At 45.1% G+C, this 22297-nt stretch carries 12 protein-coding genes; 11 read left to right on the plus strand and 1 reads right to left on the minus strand.

The annotated features are described in order from the left end of the window. The first annotated feature begins 144 nt into the window (after nt 1-144). Nucleotides 145-408, plus strand: coding sequence for a ribbon-helix-helix domain-containing protein (locus QUA02_RS09065; protein ID WP_333026823.1), 264 nt, complete (start codon nt 145-147; stop codon nt 406-408). A 204-nt stretch (nt 409-612) separates the two neighbouring features. Continuing rightward, nucleotides 613-1314, plus strand: a complete 702-nt coding sequence (locus tag QUA02_RS09070; protein WP_333026824.1) for a polysaccharide deacetylase family protein — start codon at nt 613-615, stop codon at nt 1312-1314. A 137-nt stretch (nt 1315-1451) separates the two neighbouring features. Here the strand turns inward: QUA02_RS09070 and QUA02_RS09075 are convergent, their stop codons facing one another. Beyond that, the gene (locus tag QUA02_RS09075) at nt 1452-2663 is read right to left on the minus strand and encodes a lipid-A-disaccharide synthase-related protein (RefSeq protein WP_333026825.1); all 1212 of its coding nucleotides are present in this window, start codon (nt 2661-2663) and stop codon (nt 1452-1454) included. A 122-nt stretch (nt 2664-2785) separates the two neighbouring features. Here QUA02_RS09075 and QUA02_RS09080 point away from each other — a divergent pair, with 122 nt between their 5' ends. From QUA02_RS09080 to QUA02_RS09120, 9 genes are all read left to right on the plus strand, one after another. Next, nucleotides 2786-3949, plus strand: a complete 1164-nt coding sequence (locus QUA02_RS09080; RefSeq protein WP_333026826.1) for a GuaB3 family IMP dehydrogenase-related protein — start codon at nt 2786-2788, stop codon at nt 3947-3949. A gap of 496 nt (nt 3950-4445) precedes the next feature. Continuing rightward, a complete protein-coding gene (gene trxA / locus QUA02_RS09085) occupies nt 4446-4769 on the plus strand; it encodes a thioredoxin (RefSeq protein ID WP_333026827.1) in 324 nt (107 codons plus the stop codon). A gap of 190 nt (nt 4770-4959) precedes the next feature. Continuing rightward, complete coding sequence (locus tag QUA02_RS09090) at nt 4960-6027, plus strand: LOG family protein (RefSeq protein WP_333026828.1); 1068 nt, start codon at nt 4960-4962, stop codon at nt 6025-6027. A gap of 338 nt (nt 6028-6365) precedes the next feature. Beyond that, nucleotides 6366-7571, plus strand: a complete 1206-nt coding sequence (locus tag QUA02_RS09095) for an urease accessory protein UreH domain-containing protein (protein ID WP_333026829.1) — start codon at nt 6366-6368, stop codon at nt 7569-7571. Continuing rightward, a complete protein-coding gene (locus QUA02_RS09100) occupies nt 7546-8019 on the plus strand; it encodes a hypothetical protein (protein ID WP_333026830.1) in 474 nt (157 codons plus the stop codon). Before QUA02_RS09095 ends, QUA02_RS09100 begins: the two co-directional genes overlap by 26 nt. Before the next feature lie 408 nt (nt 8020-8427). Continuing rightward, complete coding sequence (locus QUA02_RS09105) at nt 8428-9870, plus strand: cytochrome ubiquinol oxidase subunit I (RefSeq protein ID WP_333026831.1); 1443 nt, start codon at nt 8428-8430, stop codon at nt 9868-9870. A gap of 8 nt (nt 9871-9878) precedes the next feature. Next, nucleotides 9879-10892, plus strand: coding sequence for a cytochrome d ubiquinol oxidase subunit II (cydB, locus tag QUA02_RS09110; protein WP_333026832.1), 1014 nt, complete (start codon nt 9879-9881; stop codon nt 10890-10892). Between the two features lie 233 nt (nt 10893-11125). Then, nucleotides 11126-16573 carry a trifunctional serine/threonine-protein kinase/ATP-binding protein/sensor histidine kinase gene (locus QUA02_RS09115; RefSeq protein ID WP_333026833.1) on the plus strand — a complete coding sequence of 1816 codons (5448 nt, stop codon included), beginning with the start codon at nt 11126-11128 and terminating at the stop codon, nt 16571-16573. A 196-nt stretch (nt 16574-16769) separates the two neighbouring features. Then, on the plus strand, nt 16770-22262 hold the full coding sequence (locus QUA02_RS09120; RefSeq protein ID WP_333026834.1) for a trifunctional serine/threonine-protein kinase/ATP-binding protein/sensor histidine kinase: 5493 nt from the start codon (nt 16770-16772) through the stop codon (nt 22260-22262). Nucleotides 22263-22297 lie beyond the last annotated feature (35 nt).

A 22297-nucleotide genomic window follows, 5' to 3' on the forward strand; every position in this document is an offset into this window, starting at 1 on the left:
CCGCGATCGTGCTATCATCTGACATCAATAGGACTTACGCACGGGTGGGCAGAAACCTTGGTATGATATCTTTCATGGCAGTTATCTCAAGCCGACAAGTGAAAACGATATAATAATGGCTAAATGTTTTTAAAGGTAAACTGTATGAAAATTACTCTTCAGCCTGAACACAAAAAAATCATAGAAATGCAGATTAAAAGTGGCAGATATCCTTCGGCTGATGATATAATCGCGGCCGCATTGGAACTCCTAACGCGCAGCAGCCAACAACAAGAGATGGACAGCTATCAAAAATGGGTAGAAGAAACGCAGCCCAAGGTAGCATTAGGAATAGCTCAACTCGATCGCGGTGAAGGAATTGATGGAGAAATTGTTGTAGCGAGATTGCAGGAAAAATTCCGCTTATAGCCAATGCCAGAATTTAATCCCAATTCTCAAAAGTACCCGATCGTGCTATCATCTGACATCAATAGGACTTACGCACGGGTGGTCAGAAACCGAGTTTTTTCCGAGAAGACGCGTTAAAGTCCGCAGAAACCGCCAAAAACCCGGTTATGAAGGCCGAGTGCGTAAGTCCCGATCGCTTTCATTCTCGATCGAGTGCGTGCAACTATGCGAATCGGTAAAAATTTACAAAAGTTTCTGCTTTTCACAGTAGCGTTATTTTTCGCAGCATCGCTGCTGATTAACGTTACTAAATTTCACAATTATTTCGGCATCAACCGCGCCGATACAGAAGTGAAAGTTGTGGCGCTTACATACGACGACGGCCCCTATCCTCCCTATACAAATCAGCTTTTAGATATTTTAGACCGCTACGGAGTTAAAGCTACTTTTTTTGAAATAGGCCGCAATATTGAGAAACATCCTGAAATCGTGCCGATGATTATTGCGAGGGGAAATGAGTTGGCCAATCATTCCTATTCTCACAAGGATATGATGTTTAAACCCCGCGAGTATCTGCTGTCGGAAATTGCAAAAACGGACAAACTTTTGCAGGAGTTGGGCGTTAAACAAGATAGTATCAGTTTTCGACCGCCTTGGGGTCGGAGATTTGTAGTTTTGTCTTATTTGGTTTCTCAAATGCACAAAAAACTGATTATGTGGGATGTGGATTCTCAAGATTATGAAAAAACACACACGGCTGAAGATATTGCAAATCGGGTGATTGATAATGTGCGATCGGGCTCGATTGTGGTGATGCACGACGGCGGGGGCGATCGCTCGAAAACCGTAGCAGCAACGGAGACAATTGTCAAGACTTTGCTGTCCAAAGGTTACGGATTTAAAACGGTTTCTGAGCTCTTGAAATAGAAGTAGGGTGCGTCAGCCACAATTATTTTGCGGACAAATCAACAATCTCATACTGACGCACCAAGGAATAAATGGTGCGTCAGAATTAGACTTTCCGTGCAGATTGAAAATTTCAAACCTGACGCACCCTACCACAATCAATAACAAAGATAGTTTGCCACGAAATTAGCAATCTTGATGCTGCCACCAGCTTGCCCCATTCTTTCTAAGCCATTTTTTAGGCAATTTTCTAAATAACGATCGTCTTGCAAAGTGCGATCGACTGCTAAAGCAGCTTGCTTAATAATCTCATAATTTGCTGGTTCTGTGCCGATTACCTGTACAGAATTTCCTAAAAGTCGGTGTTGAGCTTCCGCAAATCTATAGGTAAATGCAGGGCCGTTTCCCGGTACTGCGATGACTGGTTTGCCCAATCCCACAGCTTGTTCGACAGCAGTTCCTGTCATCCCAATTACTAAACTAGATTGCTGCAAAATATCGGCGAAAGCATCACAATAGCAAAGTACCTCAACTGCTAATTCTCGATCGCACTTGGGTGACTTGATTCCTGGGCAAACTAACTTTTGCGATCGCCTTTGCCACCCAGCTCGCACCGCGATATCATCTAATTGGAGCATCAAAATCGGAACTAAAGCCGCCCGAAACTGCACCGGTACAGTAGAAGTAGCAGCAATTTCTTTCACCAATTCCAGCAGCAAAACGAGGTTGTCGGTGGCTTCCGGGAGGCGAGAACCGGGGAGAAGGGCGATCGTCCGAACTCCGGGTTTTAACTGCAAATCTTTGCCAGTAGAATTGAGGTTGTCCATGACAGGATTTCCGACAAACCGAGCTTTCTTTAAACCCTGTCGGTTTAAGTCAGCAGCAGTCACAGCATCCCTAGTAAAAACAGCCAGACATTGGTCGGAGGAAAGCAAATAGTTCAAGATAAAACCCAAATAGACTTGCCCTTCGTAATAACTAGAATGAGCTGACAGAAAAATTATATAGGGGCGCGAGGTCGATCGGGCGATCGCCGCAGCGACAATATCCCCAGTCGTCACCACCAAATCGCAGCGCCCAGAATGCGTCCGCACAGCCTGCAATTGCTGCCAAGTCAAACGAACTAGCCCGGCCCCAATATCTTTGAGCAAAAACAGGGGATTCATGTAAAAAATTCCCCCAGACGGCATTTGACTGGTGGGCCCAATAATTGGTACGGTCGATCGCGCGTAAGCATCCCCGTCACCTACAACCGGCATCGCCGAAACATCAACATCCGCGCCAGATGCTCTCAAAGCTTTGAGAATTTGACAGTTAATCGCGTCTTCCCCGTGGCCGTTGCTGAGGAAAAGTACCCCCTTCGATTTCATATAATCAGAACGCAATCAGAATCTGTGCTGAACTTTTTTAAACACGGCCGTGCGATAGCTACCCGCAGACAGACTAAACTTTTTGTTAGTCTAATTTAAATACATTGTGGAAGTGAAACAGCGTGAATATTGAAATTGGGCGGGGCAAAAGCGCTCGCAGAGCTTACGGCATAGATGAAATCGCGCTCGTGCCCGGACAGCGCACTCTCGATCCGAGTTTGGCGGATACTAGCTGGCAGATTGGCGGGATCGATCGAGAAATCCCGATTATCGCCAGCGCAATGGATGGAGTAGTCGATGTCCGCATGGCCGTTTTGCTGTCGGAATTGGGAGCAATGGGCGTGCTCAACCTAGAAGGAATTCAAACCCGCTATGCCGACCCCCAGCCAATATTAGAGCGCATCGCCAGTGTCGGGAACCACGAATTTGTTTCCCTGATGCAGCAACTCTATGCCGAACCCATCAAACCAGAATTAATCGAGCTCAGAATTAAAGAAATTAAAGCAGGAGGAGGGATTGCCGCCGTCAGCGGTACACCGGCCGGCGCGAGCAAATACGGCCGGGCGGTTGCTCAATCGGGAGCCGATATATTTTTTGTGCAAGCAACTGTAGTCTCGACAGCTTTCCTTTCCCCTGAATCGATCTCTTCTTTAGATTTGACCCAATTCTGTCAAGAGATGCCGATACCAGTAATTTTGGGCAACTGCGTGACCTACGAAGTCGCCATGAATTTAATGAAAACCGGCGCCGCAGGCATTCTCGTGGGCATTGGGCCGGGGGCTGCTTGCACGTCTAGAGGCGTATTGGGTGTCGGCGTTCCCCAAGCCACAGCGGTAGCAGACTGTGCCGCAGCGCGGGACGACTACTATCGCGAAACTGGCAAATACGTGTCGGTGATTGCTGACGGCGGTTTAATTACCGGCGGCGATATCTGCAAGTGCATTGCGTGCGGCGCCGATGGAGTGATGATTGGTTCGCCCTTTGCCAGGGCCGCCGAAGCTCCCGGTCGCGGCTTTCACTGGGGGATGGCGACTCCCAGCCCGGTTTTGCCGCGAGGTACTCGCATTCGCGTCGGGACTACCGGCACTGTGGAGCAAATTTTGCGGGGGCCTGCGCTGCTAGATGACGGTACGCACAACTTGCTCGGAGCTCTGAAAACTAGCATGGGCACCCTCGGCGCAAAGGATCTTAAGGAGATGCAGCAAGTGGAAGTGGTAATTGCTCCTTCTCTGCTGACTGAGGGTAAAGTCTATCAAAAAGCTCAGCAGTTGGGCATGGGTAAGTAGATTTACCGATCGAATACCAGCATACCTTGACAAACTTTGTTCAATAGTCTCGAAATTTACAGAATCTTGTGGAATTATCGAGAAGTAGGTGTCACAATATAAGAAGCGGAGACGCATGTTTCCGTTCACTCCTCACACCACACTCCGCCCGGACTACTGTTCGGGCGGTTCCTTTTTTACCCAAACCTTCGGTTTTATTTACTAGGTACAGAGCTGAGGCTGTTAGCTCCCGATTGTCGGGGAGAGTGGGGAGGGAGTGAGGGGGGGAATAGTTTTAAGTTTTGAGCTAAAAGTATTTCTAATTCTGCGTTCTACCCGATCGCCCCGTGCCTTCGGTCTTGCGCCCTCAACCTCGATCCGTTAAATCCGTTAAATCCGTTACATCCGTTACAACCTCTGTTGCCGAACTTCCTTCTCTTAAAATCGTTGACGCAAGTGGTTACATTTTTTGCTAGACTTGTTATCCGAGAAATAGTATTTACAAGGATGGCTAGGGATGTCAGCAGCCGCGCAAGTAACCGACTCTACCTTTAAGCAGGAAGTGATCGATAGTGAAGTTCCAGTTCTAGTGGATTTTTGGGCTCCCTGGTGCGGGCCCTGTCGGATGGTGGCGCCCGTCGTAGACGAAATTGCCCAGCAATATGAAGGGCAGGTCAAGGTAGTAAAAGTTAATACCGACGAAAATCCTAACGTGGCCAGCCAATACGGTATCCGCAGCATTCCGACGCTGATGATATTTAAGGGCGGTCAGCGGGTGGATATGGTGGTTGGGGCAGTTCCGAAAACTACTTTGGCCAACACTCTGGAAAAGTACCTTTAACGCAACTGCGAGGGGTTTGGCGCTGTTCTTTTTGGGCCGCGAAAGCTAACTCGCTTCAGAACCGGGGCAAAGCTACTGGAAAAGTCATTAGTGGCCAGCAGGGCAATTTGCTGGTCGCTATTGCCTTGTAAATTTGGCTAGCCCCCTTAATTTTTAGTAGCGACAATTTGTTACCGTTTCGGAAAAATTCATGATTCGTTCTGGGTCTAGTCAAGGTTTTGAGTCCCTCCAAGCTGAAGTGATGGATTTGTTCGATCGCTTCCCCATGTTGAAGCACTCTGAGTGGATCGAACGATCGCTCTCTACTATAGTCCAAATGACCGGAGACGAGCTCGATCGCCTTGACTGGAAGATTATTGCGGCGTCACTGCGAGATATGGAAAAAGCTTTCTCCATGTTTTATCCCTACCGCCACGTTCGCAAAATTGTGATTTTTGGTTCGGCGAGGGTGTCGCCGAAATCTGCGGAATATTTGATAGCCAGAGACTTTGCGCGGGCGATCGCCCAGCAGGGATTTATGGTGATTACTGGCGGGGGCGGCGGAATCATGCAAGCGGGGAACGAGGGGGCGACTGCTGAACGTTCTTTTGGGCTGAATATTCAGTTACCTTTCGAGCAGGGTTCTAATCCTTTTATTGCGGGCGATCGCAAGTTGCTCAATTTTAAATATTTTTTCACCCGGAAGTTATTTTTTCTGCGGGAAAGCGATGCTTTGGCTCTGTTTCCGGGCGGTTTCGGCACTCTGGACGAGGCTTTTGAGTGTCTGACTTTGACTCAAACTGGCAAGTTCGGGCCGGCTCCTCTGGTATTGATCGATCGACCGGGAGGAGATTATTGGCACGATTGGGATGCTTTTGTGCAAAAACAATTGCGCGGCCGGGGTTTGATTTCAGCGGACGATCGCAGCCTGTATACGATTACTGACAATGTGGAGGTGGCTTGCGAGGCGATCGCTAGTTTTTATCTAGTTTATCACTCCTGCCGCTATGTGGAGGGAAAACTGGTAATTCGCTTGAAGTCTGAACTTTCTGATGAAAATGTCGATCGGTTAAATACTGAGTTCAGCGATATTTTGGTAGAGGGTAAAATTGAAAAAACTAAAGCTTTCCCCGTCGAAGCCGGAGATGAAACTTTTGATTTACCGCGCCTAGTTTTGCATTTTAACCAGCGGGCTTCGGGGCGGCTTTATCAGCTAATTGCTCTGATTAATCAAATGGGTGCAGCAACGCCGGCGGCGGCGCATCCAGAACAAAAGTAGTCATTAGTCATTAGTCATTAGTCATTAGTCATTAGTCTGTAGGGGCGGGTTTCACAAACAATAATTGCCGAAAAGCCTTTCGACACGGCAGTGCCGTGTCCCTACAATTAATCATGGTAGGGACACGGCACTGCCGTGTCCTCTATATCATTCCGGTGTTACCGGAATTGATATAATTGGTAGCAAGATTTGTTAATAAGTTTTACAGGCTGTCTTTTGACAAAATCGATAGCCGGCAGTCATTATAGTCAGAAATCATCGATCGTCGATCGGCAGTCAAGAAACTAATCACTGAAGTCAGAATCTAAAATCTAAAATCTAAAATCCCATGACTCAAGATGCTAGACCTGCTGCTAATTGCAACTTTAGGATTTCTCGGTAGTTTCGGGCACTGCGCCGGAATGTGCGGCCCGCTGACAGTGGCGTTTTCCCTGTCTGCGGCGGGCAAACAAAAAGGTGCTTCCCTGCGCTTTCATCTGCTATTAAATGTGGGGAGAATTGTTGCTTATGCCTTAGTTGGTGCTGCGATCGGCGGATTGGGTTCGGTATTGATTGCTAGCGGACAAATGGCAGGTACTGGTAGCGGATTGCGACGCGCGATCGCAATTCTCACGGGCACGATGCTGATTTGGTTCGGAGTAGTGCAAATTAAACCGGGTTTGCTGCCGCGATTGCCGCTGCTGCACCCAATGTCGCACGATCGCATCAGCAATGCAATGGCAAAGATTGCAACTCAAAAAAGTTGGTGGATACCATTCGCTTTGGGTTTGCTTTGGGGTTTAATTCCCTGCGGTTTCCTGTATGCAGCGCAAATTAAAGCAGCGGAAACTGGAAACCCGATTTTGGGCGCGGCAACGATGTTTGCTTTTGGAATGGGCACGCTGCCAACTATGCTGGGAGTGGGGTTTTTTGCCGGTAGATTCAGCGCTGACAAACGCAGTCAACTGTTTCGTGCGGGCGGTTGGGTGACATTGGCGATCGGCATTATTACTCTGCTGCGAACCGATGCAATGGTTGATGTGACCGGCCACGCAGCGCTGCTGTGCTTGATGCTAGCACTGATTGCGCGTCCGGTAAGCAAGTTTTGGCCGCAACTGCTGCGCTACCGCCGGGCTTTCGGTGTCGGAGGGTTTGCGATCGCCCTTGCTCACACATTTCATATGCTAGATCATACCCTGAAATGGAATTTTGACGCGCTATCTTTTATGTTGCCGCAGCATCAGTTGGGTACGATCGCTGGGATGACGGCGCTGCTGTTGATGTTGCCGGCTGCGCTTACAAGTTGCGATCGAATTCAACATCATTTAGGCAAACTGTGGCGCCTAATTCACCTGCTAACTGTTCCCGCTTTTTTGCTGTGCGCCCTTCACGCTGCACTCATCGGTTCCCACTATCTCGGCGGTTTTGAATGGAAGTTGCCAAATCAACTGCTGACAGCGGTGTTAGCGGTGGTTGCAGTGCTAGTTATGTTTGTGCGATCGCGTTTTTTTTGGTCAATTTTATCACTGGAGAAGTTCTATGTTTCGCCTGTCAAACAAAAGTAAAAGTTTAGGATTGTTAGTCTTTGTGGGATTGTTAGTAGAAGCAGTAATGCCGATCGCACCGCAGTTAAACTCAATTTCAGTTTTAGCCCACGAAGTCGAAGTATCGGGAGATGTAGCAGCTACCTTTCACCTGGAACCCAATCACAATCCCCGCGCCGGAGAAACTGCAAAAATCTGGTTTGCGCTGACTCGCAGGGGCGGTCAAATTATCCCGTTAGAGGAGTGTAATTGCAAGTTAGCCGTTTATCCCAAAAATCATAAAGAAGGGGATAAACCTTTGATGGAGCCACCATTAAAAGCAGTATCTGCCGAGCGGTACAAAGGCATTCCGGGAGCTGATATTGTATTTCCCAAAGCTGGGATTTATCAATTAGAACTGAGCGGATCGGCGAAAACCGCAGCTAATTTTAAACCCTTTAAACTGAGTTACACTGTCACGGTTCGGTAATATCATATCGACTGCAAAAAACATAAATCTTGTAGGGCGGGTAAACCTGCCAATAATTGCCTAAAACCCACAATCTCGTAAACCCGCCCCCACCCAACGACCAATCGTAATCTACCTATTTTAAAATACAATAAAATACTATTCAAATCTGTATAAAACCTTAAAAGTTGCTGAACCTACAAATTTTCACGAATTTTTACATTACATTATAGTCAATGTCATATCAAATCCGGTGGCATCGGAATTGATATTACCCACAGTCAGGACACCGCGCCTGGCCGTTTCCCTACAATTAATCAGGCGATGGTTACATCTCTCATCGAGGGCGAAGGATTATTTTGGGGTAGGGAAACGGCATTGCCGTGTCCTCCATTTCCCTCTCTGTTGAACTGACCAAAGGATACAAACATGGATATCTTATCTAACACCGTGGCGCTATCGCGGATGCAATTTGCGCTAACCGCCATATTCCATATGCTGTGGCCAGTTTTGACTACGGGAATGGGAATTTATCTGGTAATTGTTGAAGGAATGTGGCTGAAAACTCGCAATCCTGACTATTACCGCCACGCTCGTTTTTGGTCGCAACTTTATGTCCTAAACTTCGGGATTGGGGTAGCTTCCGGCATTCCAATGGAGTTTCAATTTGGCACAAACTGGGCACCATTTTCCGAAGCAGTTGGTGACTTTTTTGGCAGCATTTTAGGGTTTGAAGCTTCAATGGCATTTATGCTGGAAGCCGGCTTTTTAGGAATTATGCTCTTCGGTTGGGAGCGCGTTCACCCGATCGTTCATTATTTCGCTACAATCATGGTAGCCTTCGGCGCAAACCTATCAACTGTCTGGATTTTAGTCGCTAACTCTTGGCTGCAAACTCCCGCCGGCGGAGAAATGGTCAACGGCAAATTTGTTGTCAGCGATTATTTCCAAGCAATTCTCAACCCGTTTGCCTTAAACAGCGTTCTCCATATGTTTTTTGCAACATTGGAAACCTCGCTGTTTGTAATTGGAGGAATTAGCGCCTGGTACATTCTCAACAAACGCCACGAAGCTTTTTTTTCCAAGTCTTTAAAGATTGCCATAGCAACAGCAATCGCAGTTGCACCTTTGCAGATATTCATCGGACATTTGAGCGCCGAACAAGTCTATCACTATCAGCCCACCAAATTAGCAGCAATCGAAGCTAAATGGGAAACCTCCCCAGCCGGAGAGTCAGCCGATTGGACTTTAATGGCTCTTCCTAATGAAAAAGCCCAAAAAAACGACTGGGAAATTAAAATTCCTAACGGCTTGGGATACGTTCTAGAATTCAAAGAAAAACTCTCCGAACCAGTCCTCGGATTAAAAGAATGGAAACCAGAAGATAGACCCCGGATGGTGGGTTTAATCTACTATTGTTTCCGCATCATGTCCGGCATTGGATTCTTCTTTGTCGGATTGATGCTGTTCAGTACAGTTCAGTGGATGCGAGGCCAACTTTCTGCTGAAAATATTAGCAGTCAACCTTGGCTGATGCGCGCTTGGATTTTAGCAGCACCACTGGGATATATTGCTGTAGAATCGGGTTGGATTGTGCGCTGTGTCGGCAGACAGCCCTGGGCTTTATACGGGCAAATTCGCACGGCTGACGCGGTATCAAACATCCCCGCTACCAATGTTTTAACTTCCCTCAGTTTCTTTGCAGTTATTTACAGCTTTTTGTTTGTTTGCGCCTTGTATTTTGGCAGCCGCATTATCCGCAAAGGCCCTAATTTAAATCTGCCGGTGCCTGGTTTAGACAATCAACCTGCAATCGAAACTGAACCCGCAGAACACATTCCCGATCAACGTCCCGTAGAAGCACAACAATAGGAGATTTTATGCAAGCTTTGGAGCATTTTCTCCCGCAAGTCTGGTTCGTAATTTTGGGTATCTTTCTCTTGCTATACGTCATGCTAGACGGCTTTGACTTAGGAGTAGGAATCTTGTCTCTGACTGCTGACGACGACGAGCGCAGGGGCATTTTAATGACAAGTTTGGGCAACGTTTGGGACGCCAACGAAACTTGGCTAGTGTTGATGGGAGGCGCTTTGTTTGGCGCATTTCCCCTAGCTTACGGCACGATTTTAACTGCCTTGTACATACCGATTTGCATGATGCTTTTCGGTTTGATATTTCGGGCTGTAGCCTTTGAGTTTCGCGAGCATTCTAACCGGAAGTTATTTTGGAATTATGCTTTCGGTGCCGGCAGTTTTTTAGCAGCTTTGGCTCAAGGATTTGCCCTCGGTGCCGTACTCGAAGGCATTGCTGTGGATGAAGCCGGTCATTTTGTCGGCACTACTTGGGACTGGCTGGATTGGCGATCGATCTTAGTTGCTTTAACGCTAGTTCAAGGCTATGTTTTGATCGGTTCCACCTATCTGATTATGAAGACTGAGGGGGAACTGCAAACAAATCACTATCGCACTGCTAAAATTGCGGCGGTGACGACGTTAATCGGAGCGATTTTGATTACGATCGCAACTCCTATTTTTTACGAAAGTACAAGAGCAAGATTGTTCGAGAAACCGCTAGTTTATGTCTTTATCGCGATTCCGCTGCTGGGAGTTTTGTTGGTTGGTCTGCTGCTTAAAAGTCTCGATCGCAAAGAAGAACGCACGCCGTTTATCTGGACAATTCTGATTTTTTTGCTCAGTTTTATCGGCTTGGGATTGATTGTTTTTCCCTACATTATTCCCACGCAAGTCACGATTTATCAAGCGGCTGCTGCGCCCAGCGCCCTGGTATTTATGATTGTGTTCATTGGCTTTCTCATCCCGATTATGATTTTTTACAACATCTACAATTATGTTGTGTTTCGGGGTAAGGTTGCTGGCGGCCACTACGGGGAATAAAGCAGAATAAAACCGCAGATGCACGCAAATAAACGCAGATAAAATAGACTCTATATCTGCGTTTATTTGCGTCTATCTGCGGTTAAAAGTTACATATTCTGATTTTCTGATACCATCACAACTTACGCAATCGTGTTTGAGATCACTATCCCTATCAAATAATAAAATAGAATAGAATAGAATAGAATGGAATGTTCTAATTTAACTGTTGTCTAATAGAGAAGGAACGAGTTATGGATGCGATCGTAAATTTGTTGGGTTATCAGATTGCAGAGCAACTTTACGCAGGTACGCGCACCCTAGTCTATCGAGCAATCCGTACCAGCGACAAATACCCAGTCGTCATCAAACTGCTGCGGCACGAATACCCCAACTTCAACGAACTCGTCGGGTTTCGCAACCAGTACACCATTGCCAAAAATCTCGACCTCCCCAGCATCATTCAACCCCTGACCCTAGAAGCATACCACAATAGCTATGCCCTGGTCATGGAAGACTTTGGAGGAATCTCCCTATCTACTTATCTCAAAACAGCACCAACAGATGAAAAGCAACCCTCTAAATCTTTATCTTTAACAGAATTTTTCAATCTAGCTCTGCAACTGGCTGACATTCTCTACTATCTCTACCAAAATCGAGTCATTCACAAAGACATCAAACCCGCGAATATTTTAATTCATCCACAAACAAAACAAATTAAACTAATTGACTTTAGTATAGCATCCCTCCTACCACGAGAAACCCAAGAAATTCAAAATCCCAATGTCTTAGAAGGAACATTAGCCTATCTCTCTCCAGAACAAACTGGGAGAATGAATCGAGGCATTGACTATCGGAGTGACTTTTATTCCCTGGGAGTCACATTCTATGAACTGTTGACAGGAACGTTACCATTTGTGTCAGAAGATGCGATGGAATTAGTGCATTGTCATCTCGCTAAACAGGCGATACCCATCCATCAACTTCATCCAGAAATCCCCCTGGTTTTATCGCATATTGTCAGTAAGCTGATGGCGAAGAATGCCGAAAACCGCTATCAGAGTGCATTAGGATTAAAGCACGATTTAGAGAAATGTTTAACTCAATTAGAAAAAACAGGTAACATTGAAGCGTTTGACTTAGGACAGGGAGATATTACTGACAGGTTCCTGATACCAGAAAAACTGTACGGTAGAGAAAAAGAAGTCGATCGTCTATTAGCGGCCTTTGAACGAGTCAGCACAGGCAGCACAGAAATGATGCTAGTAGCAGGTTTTTCTGGAATTGGCAAAACCGCAGTTGTCAATGAAGTTCATAAACCCATTATCCGTCAGCGCGGCTATTTCATCAAAGGCAAATATGACCAATTTCAACGCAACATTCCCTTCAGTGCCTTCGTGCAAGCTTTCCGTGACTTAATGGGGCAATTGCTTTCAGAATCGGATGCTCAACTGCAAGCATGGAAAACTCATATTTTAGCAGCAGTGGGAGACAACGGACAAGTCTTGATTGATGTGATTCCCGAATTGGAAAACATCATCGGTAAAGAGCAAAGAACACCTGAACTATCAGGAAGTGCCGCCCAAAATCGCTTTAATCTGCTGATGCAGAAATTTGTGCAAGTTTTTACAAGTAAAGAACATCCTTTAGTGATGTTTTTGGATGACTTGCAATGGGCGGATTCAGCATCGCTGAAGTTGCTACAATTATTGATGGAAGATACGGGGCATTTATTGGTGTTAGGTGCTTATAGGGATAATGAAGTTTCCCCAGTGCATCCATTAATCTTCACAGTAGATGAAATTGTCAAAACTGGGGCAACGGTAAATACAATTACTTTGCTACCGTTAAGCGAACCAGAGCTGAATCGGTTGGTAGCAGATACCCTGAATTGTGAGTTATCTGTTGCCGAACCTTTGACAAAATTAGTTGCTCAAAAAACCCAAGGAAATCCTTTCTTTGCTACCCAGTTTCTCAAGGCATTACATGACGATAAGCTGATTAGCTTTAACCCCCCTCAGTCCCCCACCCCCCTTTCATCCCCCCTTACCAAGGGGGGACAGAGGGGGGTACAAGGGGGGTGGCAGTGCGATATTGCTCAAGTCAAAGCCTTAGCAATTACTGATGATGTGTTGGAGTTTATGGCGTTGCAATTGCAGAAATTGCCGACAGAGACTCAGGATATCCTCAAACTAGCGGCTTGTATTGGTGCCGAGTTTGATTTGAATACGTTAGTAATTGTCAGTGAGAAATCTGCGGGAATGATGGCTAAGGCTTTATGGAAAGCGTTACAGGAAGGTTTGGTGATTCCGACTACCAAAATTTATAAATTCTTTACCGAAGCTGATAGTGAGGAAGTCTTTAAGGCTTCAGCGAATCCCACTTATAGATTTTTGCACGATCGCGTCCAACAAGCTGCCTATTCTCTGATTCCCGACGAGCAAAAACAGGTGACTCACCTCAAAATTGGGCAACTGTTGCTCAGTCATACTTCAGTCGCCGAACAAGAGGAAAAACTCTTTGAAATTGTCAACCAACTGAATATGGGGAACAGCCTCATTATTGATCCATCGGAGCAAACGCAACTCGCTCAACTCAATCTCCAGGCCGCACAGAAAGCCAGAGCTGCAACAGCATACACAGCCGCATTTGAGTATGCGACTACAGGCATCGATTTGCTGGCTGAAAAGCGATGGACAACTCAGTATGAACTGACCTTATCACTTTACGAAACTGCCACTGAAGCTGCTTATTTAAACGGCAATTTTCCGCAGATGACCCAATTAACAAATATCGTTCTGGAACACACCAGAACTCTATTAGATCGGGTTAATGTTTATCAAGTTAAAATTCAAGCTGCTCAAGCACAAGCTCAACCTTCAAAGGCTATACAAATTGCTTTGCAAATTCTCAGGCAGTTGGGAGTTAGTTTTCCAGAGGAACCTAACGGAGAGGATATTGGAAAGGCACTGCAAGAAACTTTATCCCTTGTGGGTGGCAGACAGCCACTGGATTTGATCGCGCTGCCGCAGATGACCGATCGCACTCAGTTAGCCATTATGGAAATTCTCGCAGGTGTGACGGCATCTGCTTATATAGCGGCTCCCACACTGTTGCCGTTGGTTCTGCTCGAACAAGTGAATGTATCGCTGCAATATGGCAATAGTTCGTTTTCTACTAATGGCTATTGCGGTTTTGGGGTCATATTATGCGGGGTAGTGGGAGATATTGAGTATGGCTATCAATTCGGTCAACTGGCACTCTTGTTGCTCGAACAACTCGATACCAGAAAACTAAAAGCCAAAACCTACGGACAAGTTAACTGCTGTATTTCCCATTGGAAAGAGCCTCTTGGTAACACTTTACCGTTGTTTCGAGAGGGCTATCAGAGCGGATTAGAAACTGGGGATTTAGAATGGGGTGGAATTTGTGCCGTCCTGTATTTGATGCACGCTTGGTTTGCTGGCAAGGAATTGAGCGATTTGAGTCGAGAGGGTGCTGCTTTCTGTGCTCAATTTGCTCAACTTAAACAAGAAACAATGGCTAAGCAGGGAGCTATTTTTCAACAAGCCATCTTGAATTTGTTAGGGAATTCGACAGAAGCGTGGCAGTTTAATGGGGATAGTTTTAGTGAAGCAGAAGATCTACCGATGTTTGCGCGATCGGGGAATCAAACGGCTCCCTGCTATTTCTATGTCAGCAAGTTGGTGCTATGTTATCTATTTGGTCAGATTGAACAGGCGATCGCTGCTGCTAGCGCCCTTGAAAGTTACTTAGGTGGGGCTACAGGGATGTCCCTGATTCCGGTCTTCCATACTTATGATTCTCTGACACATCTGGCTAACTATTCCCAAGTTTCTCAGCCAGAACAACAAAGAATTCTGCAACGAGTGACTGCGAATCAGGAAAAGATCGAACGCTGGGCTGATGCTGCACCAGCGAATCAACTGCACAAATTTTATTTAGTTGAAGCGGAAAAAAATCGCGTTCTCAGTCAAAAAACAGCAGCTATAGAATTCTATGACCAGGCGATCGCCCTCGCCAAAGAAAACGCATACCTCCAAGACGAAGCGATCGCCAACGAACTTGCAGCCAAATTTTATCTCGACTGGGGCAAAGAAAAAATCGCGATCGCCTACATAACTGAAGCATACTACTGCTATGCCCGATGGGGAGCTAAAGCCAAAGTTACCGATCTAGAACAACGTTATCCTCAACTCCTCGCGCCTATTCTGCAACAACCTCGCACTGCTGACTCCTTCAAGGAAACGATCGCACGCGGAACGATCGCTTCTACCAAAACCTCTAGCAGCATTTCTGAAGTGCTAGATTTGGCAACTCTGCTCAAAGCCTCTCAAGCTATTTCTGGAGAAATTGAACTCGATCGACTCCTAACTACTCTCCTAGAAATAGTCGTTACTAATGCTGGGGCAACTAAGTGTGTCTTACTACTCAAACAAGATATTGACTTAAAATTAGTAGCTCTTGTAGAAGGGGGACATTTACCACAACTATTACCATCAATTCCCCTAGAATCAAGCCAAGATGTAGCAATTAGTTTGGTAAATATTGTCAAGCGAACTTTGAAACCACTGGTACTGGCGGATGCCGGGATAAATTCTCAGTTTGCTGCTGATAGTTACATTCAAAAACACCAGCCTAAAAGTGTCCTTTGTAGCCCTATTTTGAATCAAGGACAGTTGATAGGAGTTTTATATCTGGAAAATAACCTGACGGTGGGGGCGTTTACGAGCGAGCGCATTGAAGTGTTAAGTATGATTAGCTATCAAGCTGCTATTTCCTTAGAAAATGCGCGTCTGTATCAAGCCGCACAACAAGCATTAACCGATCTCAAACAAGCACAACTCAAAATCGTTCAAAGCGAAAAGATGTCAGCACTGGGCAACTTAGTAGCTGGTATAGCTCACGAAATCAATAACCCTGTCGGTTTCCTTACTGGCAATATTACCCCAGCCTTAGATTACATTAATGATTTGTTTGGATTGATCGATCTAGTGCAACAAAAATATCCTCAACTCGATCCAGAGATTCAAGAGGAAATCGAAACCATTGAACTTGACTACATCCGAGAAGACTTACCCAAGTTAATTAAATCGATGCGACAAGGCGTGAAGCGGATTCAAGACATTAGTATTAGTCTGCGGACATTCTCGCGTGCTGATAGCGATCGCCCGGTTGCTTGCAATATCCACGAGGGCATTGATAGTACAATTATGATCCTCAAGCATCGCCTCAAGGCTAATGAATCTCGCCCAGCAATTACAATCATCAAGGACTATGGTGATTTACCAGAAGTGGAGTGTTATGCCGGACAATTGAATCAGGTGTTTATGAATCTGTTGGCGAACGCGATCGATGCTTTAGATGAATCGAATAAAGGGCATAGGTATCAAGAGATAGACAATCACATCGCGATTAAAACCGAGTTATCTGCTGACAAAAAACAATCAATAATTCGGATTAAAGACAATGGTGTTGGCATGACTGAAGCGTTGCGGGAGCGAGTTTTTGATAATTTATTTACGACGAAAGCTGTAGGGAAAGGCACGGGGTTAGGATTGGCGATCGCACGTCAAATCATTGAAGAAAAACACTCAGGTATTTTAGAAGTAAATTCAGCATTAGGTCAAGGTGCAGAGTTTGTGATTACAATTCCCCTGAAGACAATAGAATCAAGATAGTTAGTGAGGCGGCAATGGATGAGATTCTCCTGTGGTTAATCGGCAGGACTCATGCTGGGAAAGGTTGAGATTAGCAACAATACAGACCCAAAGTCAATAAAGCTAAAAACATTAGCAGCAATTGGGATGTTTCCCGATCTAGTTGATAAGCTATAACTATAAGGTATAGCTACCCAAATTTTTTGAGGACGGGAAAATGGATGTCATCACTCACCTACCTGGGTATCAGATCGCAGAACAAATCTATGCAGGCTCTCGTACCCTCGTTTATCGGGGTGTTCGAGAGAGCGATCGCACTCCTGTTGTCATCAAACTACTGCGAAACGAATACCCCAATTTCAACGAACTTGTCGGGTTTCGCAATCAGTACACCATTGCTAAAAATCTTAATTTTCCTAGCATTATCCACCCCTTGACTCTAGAAGTATACCAAAATAGCTATGCCTTAGTGATGGAGGATTTTGGAGGGATTTCCCTCTCTAATTATCTCCATATCGCCAATGATAAAAACCAACCTGCTAAATCTTTATCTTTAACAGAATTTCTCAAGCTGGCTCTGCAACTAACAGACATTCTCCACTATCTCTACCAAAACCGAGTCATTCACAAAGACATCAAACCCGCGAATATTTTAATTCATCCACAAACAAAACAAATTAAACTAATTGACTTTAGTATCGCATCCCTCCTACCACGAGAAACCCAAGAAATTAAAAATCCCAATGTCTTAGAAGGGACATTAGCTTATCTCTCTCCCGAACAAACCGGGAGAATGAATCGAGGCATTGACTATCGGAGTGACTTTTATTCCCTGGGTGTTACCTTTTATGAATTGTTGACAGGAGAATTACCATTTGTCTCAGAAGATGCGATGGAATTAGTGCATTGTCATCTCGCTAAACAGGCGATACCCATCCATCAACTTCATCCAGAAATCCCCCTAGTTTTATCGCATATTGTCAGTAAGTTGATGGCAAAAAATGCCGAAAACCGCTATCAAAGTGCATTAGGACTGAAATATGATTTAGAGAAATGTTTAACTCAAGTTCAAGAAACTGGTCAGATTGAATCTTTTGAACTGGGAGACGGAGATATCAGCGATCGCTTTATTATCCCCGATCAACTCTATGGAAGAGAAAGAGAAGTGGAAACCCTACTCCAAGCATTTGAGCGCGTCGCTAACCCCCCTAAATCCCCCCTTGGTAAGGGGGGACTTAGGGGGGTAGAAATGATGCTAGTGGCAGGATTTTCCGGGATTGGAAAAACCGCTGTCATCAACGAAGTCCATAAGCCGATTGTGCGTCAGCGCGGTTATTTTATTAAAGGTAAATACGACCAGTTCCAGCGCAATATTCCCTTGAGTGCATTTGTGCAAGCATTCCGCGATTTAATGGGGCAATTACGAGCGGAATTAGATTTACCACTACAAACATGGAAAACCAAGATTCTGACCGCAGTGGGAGACAACGGACAAGTATTGATTGATGTGATTCCTGAGTTAGAATACATCATCGGTAAACAACAAATAGCACCAGAACTGTCGGGAAGTGCAGCCCAAAATCGCTTCAATCTACTAATGCAGAAATTTGTGCAAGTATTTACGCAAGCCGAACATCCTTTAGTAATGTTTTTGGATGACCTACAGTGGGCTGATTCGGCATCATTGAAGTTACTACAACTGTTGATGGAGGATACGGGACATTTATTAGTATTGGGTGCTTATCGGGACAACGAAGTCTCGCCCGTTCATCAGTTGATATTGACAGTAGATGAAATTATTAAATCTGGGGTGACAGTAAATAGGATTACACTACAACCATTGAGCCAAAGCGATCTGAATCAGTTGGTAGCTGATACGCTAAATTGCCAGAGGCTCCTCGCTCAAACATTAACAAAATTGGTCTATCAAAAAACCAAAGGTAATCCCTTTTTTGCCACACAGTTTCTCAAGGCATTACATGACGATCTGCTGATTACCTTTGACTGGGATATACGACATTGGCAATGCGATCTTGCTCGAGTCAGAACTTTAGCAATCACCGATGATGTCGTCGAATTTATGGCACTGCAATTGCAGAAATTACCCAGAGAAACTCAGGATGTGTTGAAGTTGGCGGCTTGTATTGGAGCGCAGTTTGATTTGGATACATTGGCGATCGTTAGTGAGAAGTCGGCGGAAGTTGCAGCCACGGCGTTATGGAAATCTTTGCAGGAAGGTTTGATTATTCCAACTACGGAAATCTATAAGTTCTTTACACAATCGGATACGGCATCGGTTTCTCATGCAGCAGCTAATCCGACTTATAGATTTTTACACGACCGGGTTCAACAAGCCGCCTATTTCCTAATTCCCGATGACCAAAAACAAACAACTCACCTCAAAATTGGACAATTACTATTGCACAGTTCCTCCTCAGTAGAGCCAGAGGAAAAACTCTTTGATATTGTCAGGCATTTAAACCAAGGAATTGAGCTGATCGCCCAACCGCAGGAACGGGAAGCATTAGCCAAATTAAACTTAAAAGCTGGACATAAAGCCAGAAATTCTACCGCCTACAATGCGGCAAGAGTTTATTTGCAAACAGGGATTGAAATACTGACAGCTAACTGCTGGCAAGATCAATATGAATTGACTCTGAATCTCCATGTTGGTGCTACCGAAGCTGCTTATTTGAATGCTGATTTTGATGGTATGGAAAAAATAGCAGCATTGGTGTTACAAAAAGCTGAGACGATTTTAGACAAAATCCAAATTTACCAAATTCAAATCGTTGCCTACACAGCCCAGAGCAAGATATTAGAAGCCATTGCAGTCGGAAGAGATGCCCTCTTTCAATTAGGGGTTGAACTCCCCACTGCACCTGACGAAGCCAAAATTGCTAAAGCCCTACAAACCGTAGCTAGTCTTCAAGGTGACAGAGGGATTGAGGAATTAGTCGATCTACCTGTAATGAGCGATCGCCAAACTCAGGCAGCTATGCAACTCTTAGGATTATTATTTTCACCGATTCTACAGGGAATGCCGGGATTAATGCCCATACTGAGTGCAACGATGGTGAGTTTATCAATCCAGTTTGGGAATACACCAGGATCGACGGTGGGGTATGCGATTCACAGTATGGTGTTGTGTGCTTTTGTGGGAGAAGTGAAATCAGGGTATAGCTTTGGGCGATTAGCAATCAACTTGGTTGACCAATTGAATGTCAGGGAATTCGAGTCTAAAGTTCTACTTCTGTTTGCGGCTTGGGTTCAACATCATCAGGAATCTCTAAGGGCAACGATGCTGACGATGAAAGATGGCTATGCAACTGGTATGGAAACTGGTGATTTTCTCAACGCTGGCTACAACTCCCTCGATTACCTCATTGCCAAACTTTTTGCTGGGGTAGAACTGGACACTTGGGAACCCGAAATAGCAACTTACAGAGCTGTATTAGTGCAGATAAAACAACATTCTGCCCAGACTTTTTTGGATATGATGCAGCAGACTGTGCAGAACTTGAGGGAAGGCCGTATTCTGTCGGATTGCTTAATTGGCAGTGCCTACGATGAAACGGTGATGCTTTCTAAGCACCATCAGGACAAGGATCTCACAGCGATCGCTATTGCCTACACTTACAAACTGATGCTTGCCTACTTTTTTGGTAACTACACGACTGCCCTAGACTATAACACCCAAGCCAAAGAATATTTAATGGCAGTATCAGGGATGATTTTTATTCCCATTTTTCATTTCTATACAGCCCTGACGCATTTGGCACTCTTGTCCACACACCCAGAGTCAGAGCAAGGCGAATTTTTGTCTTTAGCTCAAACCCATCAAACCACTTTGCAACAGTGGGCGCAGAATGCTCCCATGAATCATCTGCATAAATGGTATTTAGTTGAGGCAGAAAAGTATCGGGTTTTAGGCAATAAAGCCGAAGCAATTGAACATTACGATCGCGCCATTTCAGGAGCCAAAGCCAACGAATACATCCAAGAAGAAGCACTAGCCAATGAACTAGCCGCCAAATTTTACCTCCACTGGGGTAAACAGGAGATTGCCCAGGCATATATGACTAACGCCTACTATGGCTATGCTCGTTGGGGCGCTAAAGCCAAAGTCACTGACTTGGAACGACGCTATCCCCAACTCCTCGCTCCCATCCTCCAGCAAACTCGTTCTCCCCTCTCCCCTCACGAAACCATCTTCACATTGGGAAGTGTTACCTCCACCAGTTCCCCCACTTCCAGCAGTAGCAGCATCTCTGTGGCTTTAGATTTAGCGGCCATTCTCAAAGCTTCCCAAACTCTTTCTGGGGAAATCGAACTCGAAAAACTACTTTCAAAGTTGCTAGATATCGTCATTAAAAATGCGGGTGCAGATTGGTGTGTGTTCATGCTTTTGGAGTCAGGTCGTTTACTGATTCAAGCGTTAGCACGGCTTTCCCAGAGCGGTGGAAATAACCAGACTGCCCAAGTCGATTTTTACCCGATGTTGCTCAATCCACAACCCGTTGAAGACTCTATTGATGTGCCAGTTAGCTTAATTAATACTGTTAAACGCAGCTTACAACCTGCGGTGATTATTGATGCAACGGTGCATCCTAAATTGAGCAACGATCCCTACATTCAGCAACAGCAACCCAAGAGTATCTTGTGTAGCCCTATTTTGCATCAAGGTAAGTTGTTGGGCATTTTGTATCTGGAAAATAATCTGGCAACTGGAGCATTTACCAGCGAGCGCGTGGAACTGCTCAACTTACTTTGCACTCAGGCCGCAATTTCTTTACAAAACGCTCGACTTTATGCCAGAGAACAGGAAAAATCACAAGATTTAGAACAAGCGCTAACTAATCTGCAAAACGCCCAAATCCAACTTATCCAAGGCGAAAAAATGTCAGCATTGGGTAACTTAGTGGCTGGTGTGGCTCACGAAATTAATAACCCAGTAGGTTTCCTCAGTGGAAATATTCAACCCGCCCTAGATTACATCAAAGATTTATTTGGATTGCTGGATCTATTTCAGCAAGAATATCCTAATTACAGTGCAGCAATTCAAGAGGAAATCGAAACCATTGAACTTGACTACATCCGAGAAGACTTACCCAAGTTAGTAGGTTCGATGCGACAAGGGGTGAAGCGAATTCAAGACATTAGCATTAGTCTGCGGACATTCTCGCGTGCTGATAGCGATCGCCCCGTAGCCTGTAATATTCACGATGGCATTGATAGCACAATTATGATCCTTAAACATCGTCTGAAAGCCAACGACACTCGCCCCGAAATCCAAGTTATTAAGGACTATGGCGCTCTCCAAAACATCGAATGCTATGCCGGACAATTAAATCAGGTATTTATGAATATTTTGGGCAATGCGATCGATGCTTTGGATGAATCAAATATTGGACGGAGCTATGCAGAAATTAAAGCCAATCCCAATCAAATTATTGTGAAGACGGAGTTATCGACCGAGCAAAAACACGTAATAATTCGGATTAAAGACAATGCTATTGGCATGACTGAAGCAGTTCGGGAGAAGGTTTTTGATAATTTATTTACAACAAAAGCGGTTGGGAAAGGAACGGGATTGGGATTGGCGATCGCCCGTCAAATTATCGTCGAAAAACATGGCGGTTCCCTGAACGTCAACTCTATACTGGGAAAAGGAACAGAATTTATTATCACCTTACCCACTAAAGCCTAAAAAAAAGTTAATTTTTTTCTCTTTTTCAGGCCCAT

Origin of the sequence: Microcoleus pseudofavosus SVA1_A4 (genome assembly GCF_036700565.1) — a bacterium.
Lineage (GTDB): Bacteria > Cyanobacteriota > Cyanobacteriia > Cyanobacteriales > Microcoleaceae > Microcoleus.

Coding starts and splice junctions, on each gene's coding strand:
- QUA02_RS09065 (WP_333026823.1), top strand. CDS start 145: ATGAAAATTACTCTTCAGCCTGAACACAAAAAAATCATAGAAATGCAG.
- QUA02_RS09070 (WP_333026824.1), top strand. CDS start 613: ATGCGAATCGGTAAAAATTTACAAAAGTTTCTGCTTTTCACAGTAGCG.
- QUA02_RS09075 (WP_333026825.1), bottom strand. CDS start 2,663: ATGAAATCGAAGGGGGTACTTTTCCTCAGCAACGGCCACGGGGAAGAC.
- trxA (WP_333026827.1), top strand. CDS start 4,446: ATGTCAGCAGCCGCGCAAGTAACCGACTCTACCTTTAAGCAGGAAGTG.
- QUA02_RS09090 (WP_333026828.1), top strand. CDS start 4,960: ATGATTCGTTCTGGGTCTAGTCAAGGTTTTGAGTCCCTCCAAGCTGAA.
- QUA02_RS09095 (WP_333026829.1), top strand. CDS start 6,366: ATGCTAGACCTGCTGCTAATTGCAACTTTAGGATTTCTCGGTAGTTTC.
- QUA02_RS09100 (WP_333026830.1), top strand. CDS start 7,546: ATGTTTCGCCTGTCAAACAAAAGTAAAAGTTTAGGATTGTTAGTCTTT.
- QUA02_RS09105 (WP_333026831.1), top strand. CDS start 8,428: ATGGATATCTTATCTAACACCGTGGCGCTATCGCGGATGCAATTTGCG.
- cydB (WP_333026832.1), top strand. CDS start 9,879: ATGCAAGCTTTGGAGCATTTTCTCCCGCAAGTCTGGTTCGTAATTTTG.
- QUA02_RS09115 (WP_333026833.1), top strand. CDS start 11,126: ATGGATGCGATCGTAAATTTGTTGGGTTATCAGATTGCAGAGCAACTT.
- QUA02_RS09120 (WP_333026834.1), top strand. CDS start 16,770: ATGGATGTCATCACTCACCTACCTGGGTATCAGATCGCAGAACAAATC.